A 15797-nucleotide genomic window follows, 5' to 3' on the forward strand; every position below is an offset into this window, starting at 1 on the left:
GTAGGCTCCGCGCGCTTGCACCCGTCATCCCGACCAAAGTGGCGCAGTTCGCCCCGACAATGCCGAGCGACCTCGTCATCCCGGACACCGCTCGCCGCGACCATGCGGTGCTCCCATGTCGTCATCCCGGCCGCAGCGCAACGAAGAGCCGGGATCTCCCACGTCGGATACCCCCAAGGCCTGGCCAGACCACGGCGCACAAGATCCCGGATCACCGCTGCGCGGTGTCCGGGATGACGGGGGGGAGAGGCCGGTGCCCAGGACACCGAAGAGGGCGCCAGCGGCAGGGTGACGACGATATGCAACGATCCGGGGTGACGGAGAGGGCCCTGCCCCCCCCGGTCGACGGAAAGGGCGCGCGCAGATGGGTCAGGGCTAGCGGTCTTCTTCCGGAGGCGGGAACTGGAGGTGGAAGCCCTGCTCATCGAGGTTGGCGAGGACCTTCTGCGGGTCTTCCTGGGCCAGGGTGCGTTCCGGGGTCAACTCGAATTCCAGAGCGAACTCCAGGCGACCGAGCGCCCGAACCACGCCCTCGGGGAGTTCGGAGAAATCATCCTTCTCCGGGAGATACACATAGGTATCGGCACGCTTGGTCGCGCGGTAGACGTAACACTGCATGGGTTCAGTCCTCGAGATAGGTGTAGCCGGTCAGGCCGTGCTCCAGTTCCGCCAGCAGGCGCCCGGCGGCCTCGCCGCGCAGGCCGATGGCATCGATCTTGGCGCGGAAGGCGCGGCGCAGGTCGTCCGGGGCAAAGTGCACGTAGGAGAGCAGCTCGTCCACGGTGTCGCCGCGCTCGGGGTTCAGCAGGCGGTAGCCGCCCTGCTCGGTCAGCTCCACGTTCACCGTGTCGGTGTCGCCGAACAGGTTGTGCAGGTCGCCGAGGATCTCCTGGTAGGCCCCGACCAGGAAGATGCCGAGATAGTAGGCCTCGCCCGTTTTCCACGGGTGCAGCGCCAGGGTGGTGTGCGTACCCTCGCGCTCCACGTAGTGCTCGATGTGGCCGTCGGAGTCACAGGTCAGGTCCTGCAACACGGCGCGCCGGGTCGGGGCTTCGTCCAGGCGGTGCAGCGGCATGATGGGGAAGATCTGGTTGATCGCCCAGGTATCCGGGATCGACTGGAACACGGAGAAATTGCAGAAAACCTTGTCCGCCAGCTTGTCCGTCAGCTCGGCTCGGATCTCCGCCGGCAGCGCCTCCGGCTGTGCCAGCAGGCGCTGGCACAGGGCGAAATAGATCGCCTCGGCGCGCGCCCGGTCCGCCAGCGACAGCATTCCGCGTGCGAAACGCGCCTGCAGGTCGGACAGGCCGAAGGCCGCATCGTGGTAGATCTCGGACGCCGGGCGCTCGCGCTCGTCCAGCAGGGCGCGCATCGCGGCGATCTCGGGCAGCTCGTCATCCGGCGCGGGCGGCACATCACCATCCCCGGGGGCCGGTTCGCAGTCGATCACGTTGGTGATCAGCACCGCGTGATGCGCGGTCAGGGCCCGCCCGGACTCGCTGAACACCTCGGGCATGGCGAGATCATGCTCCTCGCAGATGCGCTTGAGCGGGCGCAGGATGTTCAGCGCGTACTCCTCCACCGAGTAGTTGATGGAGCATTCGTTGCGCGAGCGCGATCCCTCGTAGTCGATACCCAGGCCGCCGCCGACATCCACCACCTGAAGCGCGGCACCCGCTTCAGTCAGCGCGGCGAAGTAGCTGGCCGCCTCGCCCATGCCGTTCTGGATGTCGCGGATGTTCGCGATCTGCGAGCCCATGTGGAAGTGCAGCAGCTGCAGCCGATCCAGCCAGCCGAGGCCGCGCAGGCGCTCGAGGATGCCCAGCACATCCGCCGCGGACAGACCGAACTTGGCCTTCTCGCCACCGGTGTTCTGCCACTTGCCCTTGCCAATCGACGCCAGGCGCACGCGCAGCCCCAGCAGGGGCGCGATATCCATGTGCTCGGCCTGGCGGATGACCTCCTCCAGCTCCGAGGGCTTCTCGATCACGATGTACACGCGATGCCCGAGCTGGCGCCCGATCAACGCCAGGCGCACGTATTCGCGGTCCTTGTAGCCGTTGCAGATGATCGCGGCTCCCGGGCGCGACTGCGCGAGCACAGCCATCAGTTCCGGCTTGCTGCCCGCCTCCAGCCCCACCCGTGGGGTAAAGCCATCGGCATCCGGCGTGTCGCCCGCCGCCAGGATCTGATCCACCACGCTGCGCTGCTGGTTCACCTTGATCGGATAGATCGCCGTGAACGCGCCCTGGTAGTCCAGCTCGCGTGCGGCCGCATCGAAGGCCCGCGCCAGGCGGCGCACACGCCCGTCCAGCACATCCTGGAAACGCACCAGCACCGGCGGCCCGATATGCTCCTCGCGCAGCCGCCCGGCCAGCTCATGCAGATCGACACCCGGGTGATCCGGCCAATCCGGTCGCCGCATCACCACATGGCCAGCGTCGTTCAGATCGAAAAAGCCACCATTCCAGTGGTCGATCCCGTAGGTGGCGCGGGCCTCATCCAGATTCCAGGGCGTGACAGACATGGCGGTTCCGGGTTTCACAGCGGGTATATCCCCGTCATTGCGAGGAGCGAAGCGACGCGGCAATCGCCTTCCATGTCCACCGGAACGTCCAGGGCGAGCAGCGCAACCAAACGCACTGCCCTCGTTCAGGAGATTACTCGCTACGCTCGCCCTTCGGGCCGGCCGGCGGCCGTTCAACGCAGCTAAGCTGCTTTTGTGCTTCGTCGCCTACGGCTCCTCGCAATGACGGGGAGGTTCAGAGTTGCCCGCAGGATACAGGGGACTATCATAGCGGCGCATCATACCGTCCACCGCATCCGCAAGGGGAGCCGCCCAATGGCACTCGACGACAACTGGTTCAGCGAACCGCACGAAGACATGGCGCTGTCCCTGCGCATCAAACAGAAGCTGCACGAAGAACAGACCCCGTACCAGAAGATCGAGATCTACGAGACCGAGGCCTTCGGCAACCTGATGGTGATCGACGGCTGCGTGATGCTCACCGGGCGCGACAACTTCATCTACCACGAGATGATGTCGCATCCGGTCCTCTACTCGCACAGCGCCCCGAAGAACGTGGTCATTATTGGCGGCGGCGACTGCGGCACCCTGCGCGAAGTACTCAAGCACGACGAGGTGCAAAAGGCCGTGCAGGTAGATATCGACGAGCGCGTCACCCGCTTGGCCGAGCAGTACTTCCCGGAACTGTGCGACGCCAACGACGACCCGCGCGCCCAGCTCCTGTTCGACGACGGCGTGCAGCACCTGCAGGACGCCACGCCCGGCTCCGTCGACGTAATCATCGTCGACTCCACCGATCCGGTGGGCCCGGCCGAAGGCCTGTTCTCCACCGCCTTCTACAAGGACTGCGTGAAGGCCCTGGGCCCGGATGGCCTGCTGGTACAGCAAAGCGAATCGCCGCTATTGCATACCGAGAGCATCATCCGCCCGATGCACGACAGCCTGCGCGCGGCCGGCTTCATCGATGCATTGACGATGCACTTCCCACAACCCACCTATCCCTCCGGCTGGTGGACCTGCACCATCGCGGCGAAGGACGCCCCGGTGTCCTTCCTGCGCGAGGAAGCAGCCGAGGAGGCGACGTTTGTCACCCACTACTACAACGCCGCCATCCACCGCGCCGCCGGGGCCACGCCCGAGTTCTTCCGCCGCAAGCTGTTCGCCTGATCCCGGCCAAACTCCCCTTAGCGCGGTGCCATCGTCGGGAGATTGCTTCGCTGCGCTCGCAATGACGGGATTCCCTTCCTGTCATTGCGAGGCGCCGAAGGGGCCGTGGCACAAAAGCGCGAAGCGCGTTGAACGGCCGCAGGCCGGCCCGAAGGGCGAGCGCAGCGAGTAACCTCCCGACGCAACCCCGACGTTTGCCCGGGCCGGCGCTGGGGCGCCCACGGAGATCGCCACGTCGCTGCGCTCCTCGCGATGACGGTGCTTGCTGGCCCCGTCATTGCGAACCATGCAGGGCCGCGCTAATCTGACTACATTTGTAGTAGAGGAGGCACGCCATGAGTTTGCCCGTCCGCATTGATGAAACGCTGTATCAGCAGGCCCGGGCCCACGCCAAGGCCGAGCACCGGACCATCGCCGGTCAGATCGAGTTCTGGGCCGAAGTGGGGCGCACCGCCATGGACAACCCGGACCTGCCCATCGACTTCGTCTGCGAACTGCTGATCGCTCGCGCCGAGGGCCGGGAACTCGCCACCCCGTTCACCCCCGAGGGCAAACGCGACTAATGGCCGCGGACGTGGAGGTGCTGCAAAGCACTCGCTTCCGGCGCGCCTACAAGCGCCTCCATCCCGCCCAGAAGACCGACGTGGACGAAGCGGTTGCCGAGATCGTCCGCAACCCCGAGATCGGCACCAGCAAGAAAGGCGATCTGGCCGGGGTCATGGTCTACAAGTTCAAGTCGCGCGAGCAACTGATGCTGCTCGCCTACGAGTACGACCCCACCACCCGCCTCCTGCTACTACTGGGCACACACGAAAACTTCTACCGAGATTTGAAACGCGGCTCGTAGGGTCTGCACGCGCAGGGGGTCGCGAAACACACGCCATGTGATGCGGTTCGCTGCGCTCAGCGCATCCTACGAGGGCTCGGCCGCGCGTCGCAGGGCGCATTGAGCGAATGCGAAATGCACCGTTCGTGGTCGATATGGCTACGTGTGGCGGCCCGGCTTGAGGCGGTCGAGGCGCAGGCGTTCGCGGGTGTCGAACAGGCGGCGGGAGGCGAACCAGACCGCGCCGAGGGTGCCGAAGCCGGTGCCGGCAGTGATCAGGAACATGATCAGGATCTGGTACTTGACCGCCTCCACCGGCGGGGCACCGGCGAGGATCTGGCCCGTCATCATGCCCGGCAGGCTGACGATGCCGGCCGCGGCCATGGCATTGATGGTCGGCATCAGACCGGAGCGAGCAGCTTCGCGGCGCATGGTGGCGACGGCCTCGCTCCAACCCGAGCCCAGCGCCAGCCGGGCCTCGATGGTGCGGCGCTCGCGCCAGACCGTCTGGGTCAGGCGGTCCAGCCCCAGCGCGATGCCGGTCATGGTGTTGCCCAGCAGCATCCCCAGCAGCGGGATGGCGTACTGCGGCTCCCACCAGGGCGAGGGTCCCACCATCGTGGTCAGCGCGAGCACGGTGACGGCAAAAGCCGAAACGAACATGGTGACCGCACCGATCCCGTAGCCCCACAGCCCGGCAAAACGGCGCTGCTGACGCGCCATCACCTCGTAGCCGGCGATCGACACCATGACCAGCGCCATCAGCGCCACCCAGCCCAGGTGCGCGTGGTCGAACAGCGTCTGCAACACCAGGCCGATCAGCAGCAGCTGTATGACGGTGCGCGCCCCGGCGATCAGCAGACTGCGCCCCAGCCCCATGCGCGCCCAGATGGTCAGGCCAGCCAGGGCCACGACCAGCAGCGCCGCCAACGTCAGATCCAGCGCGGAAAGCGAGATCAGCTCCATGCCGTGTTCTCCAGCTGCCCTTCGTGGATGGTGAGGATGCGCCCGCCCAGGCGTTGACGCTGCAGCGTGTCGTGGCTGACCCACAGCGCCGCCGCATCTTCCTCGGCGAGATACGCCCGCACCGCGCGTTCGATGCGCTTGGTGTTCTCCTGGTCCAGGTTGGCGGTGGGCTCGTCCAGCAGCAGGACGCGGGGCCGGTTCAGCAGCGCGCGCACCAGACCCAGGCGCTGCTTCTCGCCGCTGGAGAGACGCTCGACCTCCCACCCCAGCGAGGCCTCCGGCAACGCGACCTGTTCCAGCAGGTGCAGGGCCGCCTCGCGCGAGAAATCCGCCGGCAGGTGTTCGTCCACGCGCTCGCCCCACCATGCGGTCTCGGCCGGCACATAGGCCACGCGCCGGCGCCACTGGACCGGCAGCATGGCGTCGCGCGCCTCGCGGTTCAGCATCACCTCCCCCGTGTTGGGGTCGAGATCCGCCAGAGCGCGCAACAGCAGGGACTTGCCGGCACCCGAGGCGCCGGTGACCTGCACCAGTTCGCCCGGCTGAACCGCCAGGTCCAGCGGGCCCAGCTGTGGCGTTTGCAGTTGTCGAACGTCCAGCAGGCGATCCATGCGACAGGGTTCCGGTGCGGCGAAAACGGGATCGTAACCGAAGCCGGGGTACGGGGATGAATGGCCCGACCGGGAGACCCTGCTTGCTGGGGAGAGAGCCGGCCGGGGTGTTAGTAGCCCGCGGGCATCAGTCGCAAGAACCGCCGCGGGCGGGGGCTTCGCGGGCAAGCCCGCTCCCACAGGGTGAGTCGAACAAAAAAGGGCGCCCGATAAAGGGGCGCCCAAATGCCAACATCCAAGTCCTGGGAGACTGTCTTGTCGGCGTCGGAGGAGACGATGTATCGGGATCGAGCCGGGTTACGGCCCGACCCCGGTTTCAGGTTAACGAGGCTTTATTGCTTCCCGGTGAACTCCGGGTAGGCCTCGAGACCGCACTCGGCGATATCGGCGCCCATGGCCTCGTCCTCTTCGCTCAGGCGGATGCCCATCACCGCCTTGAGGATCGCCCAGACAATCAGGCTGGCCACGAAGACGAACACGAAGATGGCGAGCAGGCCCACGATCTGGCCGAAGAAGGTCGCGTCCGGGTTGGACAGCAGCACCGCCATCACACCCCAGATACCGGCGGTACCGTGCGCGGAGATCGCACCAACCGGGTCGTCGATCTTCAGCTTGTCGAGGGCGACGATCGAGAACACCACGATCACACCACCCACGGCACCGATGATCATCGCCAGGACCGGGCTGGGCATCAGCGGCTCGGCGGTGATGGACACCAGGCCTGCAACCGCTCCGTTCAGGGCCATAGTCAGGTCGGCCTTGCCGAAGATCAGACGGGTGGTGATCAGCGCGGCCACCACACCCCCGGCCGCGGCCAGGTTGGTGTTGGCGAACACGGCGGCCACGGCATTGGCGGACTCGATGTCCGACACCTTCAGCTCGGACCCGCCATTAAAGCCGAACCAACCCAGCCACAGGATCAGCACACCCAGCGTGGCCAGCGGCATGTTGGAACCCGGAATGGCGTTGACCTTGCCATCCGCGCCGTACTTGCCCTTGCGCGCCCCGAGGAGCAACACACCGGCCAGCGCCGCAGCGGCACCCGTGAAGTGGACGATGCCGGAACCGGCGTAGTCCAGGTAGCCGATCTGGTCGAGGATACCGCCACCCCAGCTCCAGAAGCCCTGGATCGGGTAGATGAAGCCGGTCAGCACAACCGCAAAGGCCAGGAAGGCCCACAGCTTCATGCGTTCGGCCACGGCGCCCGAGACGATGGACATCGCGGTGGCCACGAACACGACCTGGAAGAAAAAGTCGGCACGATCGGAGTAGTAGATGTCGCCACCGCTACCCAGCACGTCCGCGACTGCGTTGTCGCCGCTGATCAGGAAGCCCAGCCCCGGGATAATGGAGCTGAGACCATCGCTGTACATAATGTTGTAGCCGATCAGCATGTACATGATGCTGGCGATCGAATACAGGGCGATATTCTTGGTTGCGATTTCGGCCACACTCTTGGTGCGCACCATACCGGCCTCGAGCATGGTAAAGCCCGCGGCCATCCACATCACCAGTGCACCGGCCACCAGAAAGTAAAAGGTGTCCATCGCGTAGGCGAGTTCGACAACTTGCTGTTCAATTTCCATGATTGAAATTCCTCATTCGCTGGAAGGCAAAGGTTTAAAGCGCTTCCGGTCCGGTTTCGCCCGTGCGAATGCGCACGACCTGCTCCACCGGCGTAATAAAGATCTTGCCGTCGCCAATCTTGCCCGTGCTGGCGGACTTTGAAATGGCCTCGACCACCTGATCCACCAGGTTTTCGTCAACAGCCACTTCAAGCTTCACCTTGGGCAGAAAATCGACTACATACTCGGCACCGCGATACAACTCGGTATGACCGCGCTGGCGACCAAAACCCTTCACTTCGGTCATGGTCATGCCCTGCACGCCGATCTCCGAGATCGCCTCGCGAACATCATCAAGCTTGAACGGCTTGATCACGGCGGTAATCATCTTCATGTCAGACTCCTGTGGGCGGGTCCGCTGATCCACGGACCCGCCTTTGCATTAAGAGGTAATAGCCGGCTTCAGAACGTCTTGGACCAGCCCACCCAGGCGCCGAGGTCCTCGTCGGACTCGTCGACGTACTCGAGGTTAAGACTGAACTCGCCCCAGTCCCCGGCGTCGCGCGCCAGGCTGGCGGTGTAGTGGGTGTAGTTTTCGGCATCGGAATCGTCGAAGCGGGTACGACCGACGAGGAACCCGGCGCTGTAGACATCCATGAACGGGATATCCAGACCGGCGTAGAAGTACATGTCGTCATCCTGCAAGGCCGAGTCATCACTGTCGTGAACAACATAGGCCATGCCGCCATAGAGACCGACCGGCCCCGTATCGAAGCTGACTTCACCGTAGATCTCGCCAAAATCGGCGCTCAGCGAACCGGTATCATTTCGGGCGTCAGGGTAGGCGTAGTAGATATACCCCACGTCGTAGCCAAATCCATTATCGAGTTCGTCGGCGAACCCAAGGTAAAGATCCATTTCATAGCTTGTTAGATCTTCCACTCCGTCGTCATCGAAGCCAAAGTCGACGTTCGAGACCCAGGTACCGGCGTAGAATCCGGAGGCGTGCTCGTAATCAATGCCACCCTGAATGGCTGCGCCGTCATTACTTTCGGAAAAGCCACGGAAGTAGTAATTGGACACCGCGCCGATGTTCACGGACAGCTCCGCGGCGGCGGTGGAGGTAAACGCGACGCCACCGGTGGAGCCTACGGTGAGGACAGCAGCGGCCAGGGCGGAACGGGTGAACTTCTTCATGTTGGTCATCTCCCAGATTGGTCAATCGAGTGTCGCGTAGTCGACACCCGGTCCTTGCACGGGCTGTGCCAAGTACCAAAAGGGAGCAAAATCGGCTTTTCACAACACGTGTTGCGGCCGAACCACGAGGTTTTGCCTCTGGATGGTGCGCACTAAAAGTGCACACGCACCAAAAGAGTGCAATCAACAAAAAGTGTGAACACGGTCCGGCGTCCGCACGGGGCAGACGCGGAACAAGAGACAGGAAAGCGGGCCGGAAGGGCCCGTAGGAGAAGAGGGGCTAGTCGGACGTCGCGAGGGTGCCGCGTTCGATCTCGATGCCGACCTCGCGCACACCGGGGACGGCTCCGGGCTTGCCCAGTTTGATGCGCACCCAAGGGGTGCCGAACTGGGCCATCAGGGTCTCGGCGATCTCTTCGGCCAGGGATTCCAGCAGCGCGTGCGGCTCGCGCGTGACGATGGCACGCACCGCGTTGGCCACCGCCTCGTAATCGACGGTATCGCCGATCTCGCCGGAATAGGCGGCGATGCGGGTATCCGCCGCCAGTTCGATGTCGAATCGCAGGCGGCGCTGGATCCGCTGTTCCCAGTCGTAGACACCGACAACGGCATCAATTTCGAGGTCGCGCAGATAGATTCGATCCATGGGCTCGGCGGGCTCCTGTAGGTCGGCGCCTATCCTACTGCCCGGGCCGCACGAGGTACACCGAGCCGTTATCATGGAGCCCTCCTTGCACGGCTTCGAGACACGCATGAGCGAGCCTTTCCACGACCTCCCGTGGCCCGACAGCCCCGAGGGCGAACCGCGTCGCATCGGGGTAGAGATCGAGATGGCCGGGGTCTCGCTGGAAATTATGGCCGAAGCAGTAAAGGCCGAATTCGGAGGGCAGATCGAACCGGACAATGCGTTCGTCGCCCGCGTGCGCGATACCGACGTCGGCGACTTCCAGCTGGAACTGGACGCCCGGGTGCTGAAGGACCGTGCCTACCGCGAGCATCTCGCGCGCCTGGGCATCTCGCTGGACGACTCCGACAAGGCGGCGCTGGATCGCTGGCTGGCCGACGCCGCCGGCCGCCTGGTGCCGCATGAAATCGTGGCCCCGCCGATCCCGGTGGCCGACCTGCCCCGCCTGGACCGGGTACGCGCGGCCCTGCAAGAGGCCGGCGCCCAGGGCACCGAACGCTCGTTTCTCTACGCCTTCGGGTTGCAGATCAATATCGAGATCCACCGCACCGATGCCGAGTGGCTGCTGGCGATCCTGCGCAGCTTCCTGCTGATGGCCGAGGCCCTCACCGCGGCCGGCGCAATCGACCTGGCACGGCGACTGTCGCCCTACATTCGCGCGTTTCCCGGGCCCTTTGTACGCCACATGCTGGACCCGGACTTCCAACCCGATCAGGCCGGCCTGATCGATGCCTACCTGGCGCACAGCCCAACCCGCAACCGACCACTGGACTTGTTGCCCTTGTTTACCCACCTGGACCCGAAACGGGTCAACGCCGCACCGGTGGAACACGACTTGATCAAACCGCGCCCGGCCTTCCATTACCGCCTGCCGAACTGCGAGATCGACGACCCGGACTGGAGCCTGGCGCGACCGTTCAATGGCTGGGTCGAGGTGGAACGCCTGGCGGCAGATCCGGAACGCCTGGAACGCCTGTCGCGGGAATACCTGGACCGCCCCGGCCAGGCCCTCGGCCGCTGGGCCGACGACTGGAGCCAGCGCCTTCGTGACTGGTTCTGACTCGGCTCCCCATGCAACCAGCCGGGTCACGCCCCAAGCCCGTCGCCCGGTGATCGCGATCACCGGGCCGGACCAGGGCGGGGGTCCGGCCTGGCTGTTCACCGCCCTGGCGGTGTGGCGCGCGGGAGGCCGCCCTTTGCGGTTGCGCCCGGGCCGACCGCGCGGCCGTTGCCCGTTCGACGGACTGATCGTGGGCGGCGGGGCGGATGTCGACCCCGAGCTCTACGGCGAGACCCTGCCCGATGGACCGGATGCGGCCGCCATCCGCCAGGCGGAGCGCCGCCTCTCGCAGCGCCTGATCGGCTATCTCTTCTACCCGGCCCTGTGGCTGCTGCGCCGGCTGTTCCAGTCGCACGGCGGCGTACTGGACGTCGACCGTGACCGCCTAGAGAAGGCCCTGATCCATCGCGCCCTGGACGACCATCGCCCGATCCTCGGCATCTGCCGCGGCATGCAACTGGTCAACGTAGTCCGCGGCGGCTCGCTGCAGCGCGATCTGGCCGAGTTCTACGTGGAAACGCCACAGGCCCGCAGCCTGTTGCCGGTCAAGCCAGTACAGCTGGAGCCACGCAGCCGCCTGGCGGACATCTTGGGCGACGCCACGCTGCACGTGAACGCCCTGCACAATCAGGCGGTGGATGGCCTGGGTCGCGGGCTAAGGGTCGCCGGCCGCGAGAGCAGCGGCGTGGTGCAGGCGATCGAGGCCGACCGCGGCTGGTGCATCGGCGTGCAGTGGCACCCGGAATACCTGCCCCAGAAGCGCCGCCACCAGCGTCTGTTCCACGCCCTCGTCCGGGCCGCCGCCAATACAGGCTAAAACCCGATTCACCACCAAGCGCACGAAGACACGAAGAAGGGCAGGCGCTTAGACCGGGTACGGCACGGAGAGGCCGCCGAGGCCGCAGTAGCCGTGGGGGACCTTGGCCAGGTATTGCTGGTGATCCTCTTCGGCGAAATAGAACGCCGGCCCTTCGACGATCTCGGTGCTGATCGTTCCGCCCCGAGCCTTGTCCAGCGCGGCCTGGAAGCGTTGGCGGCTGGTCTCGGCGGCCGCCAGCTGGTCCGCATCGGTGGTATAGATCGCGGAGCGGTACTGGGTACCGACGTCGTTGCCCTGGCGCATGCCCTGGGTCGGGTCGTGGCCTTCCCAGAAGGTGCGGAACAGCGCATCCAGGTCGACTCGCCGCGGATCGAATACCACACGCACCAGTTCGGTGTGCCCGGTCTGGCCGCTGCATACCTCGCGATAGGTCGGATTCGGGGTATAGCCCCCACCGTAACCGACGCTGGTGGAGTACACCCCGTCCAGCTGCCAGAACAGGCGCTCGGCGCCCCAGAAGCAGCCCATGCCGAACTGAATCAACTGCATGCCCTCGGGGTACGGCGGTGCCAATGGAGTTCCCAGCACCATGTGGCGCCCGGGCACCGGCATCGGCTCCTCGCGCCCGGGCAAGGCCTGCTCGGGCGCAGGCATGCGCGGCTCGGAAAATGCGAACATCGGCGACTCCATCAGTCAGCCGGGGTGAGCCGGATCAGCTCCCCCGGGTTGTGGTCGGTAAGTACGTAGATTGCGCCTTCGTGCACGCGCACGTCGCGCACACGGCGATCCAGATCCGGCAGCACCTCGGACTCATTGACCAGGTCGCGCCCGTCGAAGGTCAGGCGGCGCAGCGTCTGGTGCGCCAGTCCGCCGACCAGCAGGTCACCATCCCAGTCGGCAAAGGCCGGATCGCGCAGGATCGCCATGCCGGACGGGGCAATGGAAGGCGTCCAGTGATGCAGCGGTGACTCCATCCCCTCCTTCTCGGTCAGGCCCTCGCCCACCTGGCCGCCACGGTATTCCTCGCCGTGGGTAATGACCGGCCAGCCGTAATTCAGGCCAGGTTCGATGATGTTGACCTCGTCACCCCCGCGCGGGCCATGCTCGTTCTGCCAGAAGGTGCCGGTCTCGGGGTCCATTACCATGCCCTGCGGGTTGCGCACACCCCAGGCCCAGATCTCCGGGCGGGCGTCGGGTTCATCCACCAGCGGGTTGTCATCCGGCACCGAACCATCGTCATGCAGCCGGATGATGCTGCCGATATGGGTGGAGGTGTCCTGCGCATGATCGCGATCGCCGCGGTCACCCACGCTGATGTACACGTACCCGGCCTGGTCAAACACGATGCGGCTGCCGAAGTGCCGGCCGCCGCTGACACCCGGCTCGGCGGTGAACAGTGTCTCCACGTCCTGCAGCTCGCCATCCTGGAAGCGCCCACGCGCCAGGCGGGTCGTCAGTCCGCCCTCCACGCTCGCCGAGTAGGTGAAGTACAGCCAGCGGTTGTCGGCGAAATTGGGGTGCAGCGCAAGATCCAGCAGCCCGCCCTGGTTGCGCGCCTGCAGGTCGTCCGGCAACCCCGGGACCAGCGCGCCCCGCCCGTCGAAGGCCTCGGCGTCCTCGAACCAGCGCAGGGTGCCCGGGCGCTCGCTGATCAGTGCACCGCCTTCGGGCAGGAAGGCGATGGCCCAGGGGTGATTCAGTTCCTCGTGCAGCACGCTGACCTGCAGATCCTGCTGCCCGCCCTCCAGGCCCTCGGCCGAGACCCCGGAGGACCCGGTGCATGCCACCAGAAGGCCCACGGTCATGGGAACCACCGTTACACGTCCCAGGATATGCTTGCGCTTGCTCATGGCTCGCTCCTTGTTCGGTCCGATGTCCATTGGTACCTGCGTTCAGGCGGCGGGTTCCCTCGGCTGGCAGACAGGGCACCAGTACGTCGAGCGGCCGTGTTCGCCCAGCAGGGCATATTCGACCGGTACGCCGCACTGTCGGCAGGGCTCGCCACGGCGGCCATAGACGTTCAGGAACGCCCCCTCCTCCGCGCGCTCGCGGGTGATGCGCGGACCCGGCTTCAAGTTGCGCCGCAGCAACCGCTCGGCATCGCGGTACAGCCCCGCCAGCACTCGCTGCGACACCTGCCCGAGAGGCCACAGCGGGTGACAGCCTTGCAGGAACAGTACCTCTGACTTGTAGATGTTTCCGATGCCCGCCGCCAGCGACTGATCCAGCAGCACATCCAGGATCGGGCGCGCCGGGTCCGCGACGGTCCGCACCCGCATGACCACGGCATCCAGGTCGATCGCCGGGTCCAGCAGATCAGGGCCGACACGGGCATCCAGACGCGGGACATCCGCCGCACCCGCCGTGCGCGGGCGCCACTGCAGCTCGCGAGGATGAAAGCAGACCAGTACCCGCTCCGGGAGGCTGAGGACGGCCCAGGCACTGGAGGCCGGCTTGTGCCAGGCGACACCCGGGGCGTACTGATGCCAGGTCCCGTACATGCCCAGGTGGGTGCGCAACTGCCACGGCCGGCCATCCGCAGCTGCAAGATCCAGCAACAAGTGCTTGCCCCGGGCCTGCACGGTCCCGGCGGTCATCGCGCCATGCTCGAGCAACGGATCGCCGCGCCGGGTGCGGGTCGCTACCGCAGTCAGCGTTGCGCCCTCCAGTACCGGCCGCAACGCGGCGGCCAGCTTGTGGATCGTGTCGCCCTCGGGCATGGCCGGCGGAGTTAGGGAAACACTGATTAATGCACGCGCTCGCGCTCGAGTCGCTTTTGCGTGCGAACAAGGCGCGGTGACTGCCGTGCAGTCATTCTGCACAAGGGAGCCGCAACGCCGTGCGCGCGCAAAAGCGGCCGAGCCCCGTGGGGTTGGCACCCCAGGTTCCCCGATCCTGCGTTGCGCCGCTTGCGGGTAGAACCACTACCCGCTGCACGACGCGCCTTGTCTCGGAAAACCTGGGGTGCCAACGCGAGTGTGTGCATTAATCAGTGTTTCCCTTGCGCTCGCGCGCGGGGTACAGGCGCGGCTCGCCCTCGGGCCGGGTGCGGAACAGGCGCATGGACCACAGGTACTGCGCCGGGGCCTGCTCGATGCCACGCTCGATGGCGGCGTTCATCTGCCGCGCATCGACGGCATCATCCCCCGAGGGATAGTCTTCCAGAGGCGGCCACAGGCGCATCACGTACTGGTCCGCCGCCGCGTCATACCAGGCGAAGCTGGGCAGGACCGCCGCCTTCGACATGCGCGCCAGGCGCGCCAGCGCGGTCAGCGTGGCCTTCTGAACACCGAAGAAATCCACGAATACCGCGCCCTCGGCGCCCAGGTCCTCGTCCGGCAGGTAATAGAAGAAGCGACCGCGCTTGAGCTGGCGAATGGCCGGGCGCAGGCCCTGGTCGCGGGCGAAGATATCGCCGGAATAGCGCGTGCGGCTGCGGTGGTTGATCCACTCCAGCACCGGGTTCTTCAGCGGCTTGGCGAAGGACACGCCGTCGAACATCTGGCTCATGCGCACGCCGCCATAATCCAGCCCCAGGGAATGCGGCGCCAGGATGATCACTGGCGTCCCGCCGGAGCGCAGGCGCTCGTAGTGCTCCAGACCCTCGATGCGAATGCGGGCGGCGTGCTGGCCGGGCTTGCCGAACCACAGCAGCCCGTAGTCCAGCGCCGTCTGCGCCTGGTAGCGGTAATAGGCCTCCAGGCGCTGGGCGCGCTCCGCAGCGGTCATCGCCGGGAAGCACAGCTCCAGGTTGCGCTCGACCACCGCCCGACTGCGCCCGGCCAGCCGGCGAATCAGCCGGCCCAACCCGCCGGCGAGACCGCGCACGGCCGGGCGCGGCAACTCCTGCAGCACCCAGGCCAGGCCCAGCAACAGCCAGCTGCCCCAGTAACGCGGGGCGAAGTGCGCGGCGGTCAGCGGGGCCTGGTAGGCACCAGCGTCCTCGCGCCGCCCGGTTTCGTCGTCGACAGCGCTCATGCGCCCCCGGCACCGTCGGTGGGCCCGTCCGTGGCGGCCTGCTGCTTGCGGGCGCGCTTGGCGTAGACCTCCATCTCCTTCGCGGCCTGCAGATCACCCTTCTCGGTGGCCACGCGGATACCGCGCTCGCAGGTGGACAGGGCCGACTCGGGGCGCTCCAGCTCCACCAGCGTCTTCGCCAGCAGCTTCCAGGCCGCGGAATAACCGCCGTCCAGATCCAGCGCCCGCTGCAGATGGGGCACTGCGGCCTCCAGCTGGCCATCGGTCGCCAGGGCATTGCCCAGCGAGAAACGCAGCATGGCGGAATCCTGACCGCCGTCGAGCATATTCTGGAAGCGTTCGATCATGTCGCTCATGGGGTACCTCCCTCGGCGCGTGCCGATACGTACAGTCAG

General features: G+C 66.2%; 18 protein-coding genes. 5 read left to right on the forward strand and 13 right to left on the reverse strand.

Annotated features, from left to right (window positions below):
- Nucleotides 1-375: 375 nt before the first annotated feature.
- Nucleotides 376-618 carry a YcgL domain-containing protein gene (locus G333_RS0102060; protein ID WP_018144623.1) on the reverse strand — a complete coding sequence of 81 codons (243 nt, stop codon included), beginning with the start codon at nucleotides 616-618 and terminating at the stop codon, nucleotides 376-378.
- Between the two features lie 4 nt (nucleotides 619-622).
- Nucleotides 623-2527, reverse strand: a complete 1905-nt coding sequence (speA, locus tag G333_RS0102065) for a biosynthetic arginine decarboxylase (protein WP_019627529.1) — start codon at nucleotides 2525-2527, stop codon at nucleotides 623-625.
- Between the two features lie 315 nt (nucleotides 2528-2842).
- On the opposite strand from speA, the gene speE reads away from it, so the two are divergent.
- The 3 genes from speE (at nucleotide 2843) to G333_RS0102085 (ending at nucleotide 4541) form a co-directional block, all read left to right on the forward strand.
- A complete protein-coding gene (gene speE, locus G333_RS0102075) occupies nucleotides 2843-3694 on the forward strand; it encodes a polyamine aminopropyltransferase (RefSeq protein ID WP_019627530.1) in 852 nt (283 codons plus the stop codon).
- Nucleotides 3695-4029: 335 nt separating this feature from the next.
- On the forward strand, nucleotides 4030-4257 hold the full coding sequence (locus G333_RS0102080; RefSeq protein WP_018144627.1) for a ParD-like family protein: 228 nt from the start codon (nucleotides 4030-4032) through the stop codon (nucleotides 4255-4257).
- The gene (locus G333_RS0102085; RefSeq protein WP_018176237.1) at nucleotides 4257-4541 is read left to right on the forward strand and encodes a type II toxin-antitoxin system RelE/ParE family toxin; all 285 of its coding nucleotides are present in this window, start codon (nucleotides 4257-4259) and stop codon (nucleotides 4539-4541) included. Before G333_RS0102080 ends, G333_RS0102085 begins: the two co-directional genes overlap by 1 nt.
- Nucleotides 4542-4679: 138 nt before the next feature.
- On the opposite strand, the gene fetB is transcribed toward G333_RS0102085, so the two are convergent.
- From fetB to folB, 6 genes are all read right to left on the reverse strand, one after another.
- Nucleotides 4680-5486, reverse strand: a complete 807-nt coding sequence (gene fetB / locus G333_RS0102090; RefSeq protein ID WP_018176238.1) for an iron export ABC transporter permease subunit FetB — start codon at nucleotides 5484-5486, stop codon at nucleotides 4680-4682.
- Entirely contained in the window at nucleotides 5477-6097 is a 621-nt protein-coding gene (locus G333_RS0102095; protein WP_019627531.1) for an ATP-binding cassette domain-containing protein, read from the reverse strand. The genes fetB and G333_RS0102095 overlap by 10 nt, the downstream gene beginning before the upstream one ends.
- Nucleotides 6098-6429: 332 nt before the next feature.
- Nucleotides 6430-7683 (reverse strand): ammonium transporter, encoded by a 1254-nt coding sequence (locus tag G333_RS0102100; RefSeq protein WP_019627532.1) that lies wholly within the window; start codon nucleotides 7681-7683, stop codon nucleotides 6430-6432.
- Between the two features lie 34 nt (nucleotides 7684-7717).
- Nucleotides 7718-8056, reverse strand: a complete 339-nt coding sequence (locus G333_RS0102105; RefSeq protein WP_012981610.1) for a P-II family nitrogen regulator — start codon at nucleotides 8054-8056, stop codon at nucleotides 7718-7720.
- Nucleotides 8057-8124: 68 nt separating this feature from the next.
- Nucleotides 8125-8859: a TorF family putative porin gene (locus G333_RS0102110; protein WP_026340858.1), complete on the reverse strand. Its 735-nt coding sequence runs from the start codon at nucleotides 8857-8859 to the stop codon at nucleotides 8125-8127.
- A 280-nt stretch (nucleotides 8860-9139) separates the two neighbouring features.
- Nucleotides 9140-9505: a dihydroneopterin aldolase gene (gene folB, locus G333_RS0102115; RefSeq protein WP_019627534.1), complete on the reverse strand. Its 366-nt coding sequence runs from the start codon at nucleotides 9503-9505 to the stop codon at nucleotides 9140-9142.
- Between the two features lie 73 nt (nucleotides 9506-9578).
- Between folB and G333_RS0102120 the strand changes: the two genes are divergently transcribed.
- Nucleotides 9579-10604, forward strand: a complete 1026-nt coding sequence (locus tag G333_RS0102120) for an amidoligase family protein (protein ID WP_019627535.1) — start codon at nucleotides 9579-9581, stop codon at nucleotides 10602-10604.
- Between the two features lie 49 nt (nucleotides 10605-10653).
- Nucleotides 10654-11421 carry a gamma-glutamyl-gamma-aminobutyrate hydrolase family protein gene (locus tag G333_RS0102125; RefSeq protein WP_019627536.1) on the forward strand — a complete coding sequence of 256 codons (768 nt, stop codon included), beginning with the start codon at nucleotides 10654-10656 and terminating at the stop codon, nucleotides 11419-11421.
- 48 nt (nucleotides 11422-11469) lie between these two features.
- On the opposite strand, the gene msrA is transcribed toward G333_RS0102125, so the two are convergent.
- The 5 genes from msrA to G333_RS0102150 all read right to left on the reverse strand — a co-directional run bounded on the left by msrA (nucleotide 11470) and on the right by G333_RS0102150 (nucleotide 15758).
- Nucleotides 11470-12102 (reverse strand): peptide-methionine (S)-S-oxide reductase MsrA, encoded by a 633-nt coding sequence (gene msrA / locus G333_RS0102130; RefSeq protein ID WP_019627537.1) that lies wholly within the window; start codon nucleotides 12100-12102, stop codon nucleotides 11470-11472.
- Between the two features lie 11 nt (nucleotides 12103-12113).
- Entirely contained in the window at nucleotides 12114-13274 is a 1161-nt protein-coding gene (locus tag G333_RS0102135) for a PQQ-dependent sugar dehydrogenase (protein WP_019627538.1), read from the reverse strand.
- Nucleotides 13275-13316: 42 nt separating this feature from the next.
- The gene (locus tag G333_RS0102140) at nucleotides 13317-14144 is read right to left on the reverse strand and encodes a DNA-formamidopyrimidine glycosylase family protein (RefSeq protein ID WP_018176244.1); all 828 of its coding nucleotides are present in this window, start codon (nucleotides 14142-14144) and stop codon (nucleotides 13317-13319) included.
- A gap of 265 nt (nucleotides 14145-14409) precedes the next feature.
- Nucleotides 14410-15402, reverse strand: coding sequence for a lysophospholipid acyltransferase family protein (locus G333_RS0102145; RefSeq protein WP_019627539.1), 993 nt, complete (start codon nucleotides 15400-15402; stop codon nucleotides 14410-14412).
- The gene (locus G333_RS0102150; RefSeq protein ID WP_018144640.1) at nucleotides 15399-15758 is read right to left on the reverse strand and encodes a tetratricopeptide repeat protein; all 360 of its coding nucleotides are present in this window, start codon (nucleotides 15756-15758) and stop codon (nucleotides 15399-15401) included. Before G333_RS0102150 ends, G333_RS0102145 begins: the two co-directional genes overlap by 4 nt.
- Between the last annotated feature and the right edge of the window lie 39 nt (nucleotides 15759-15797).

Source organism: Thioalkalivibrio sp. AKL10, assembly GCF_000381845.1.
Taxonomy (GTDB): Bacteria; Pseudomonadota; Gammaproteobacteria; order Ectothiorhodospirales; family Ectothiorhodospiraceae; genus Thioalkalivibrio; species Thioalkalivibrio versutus.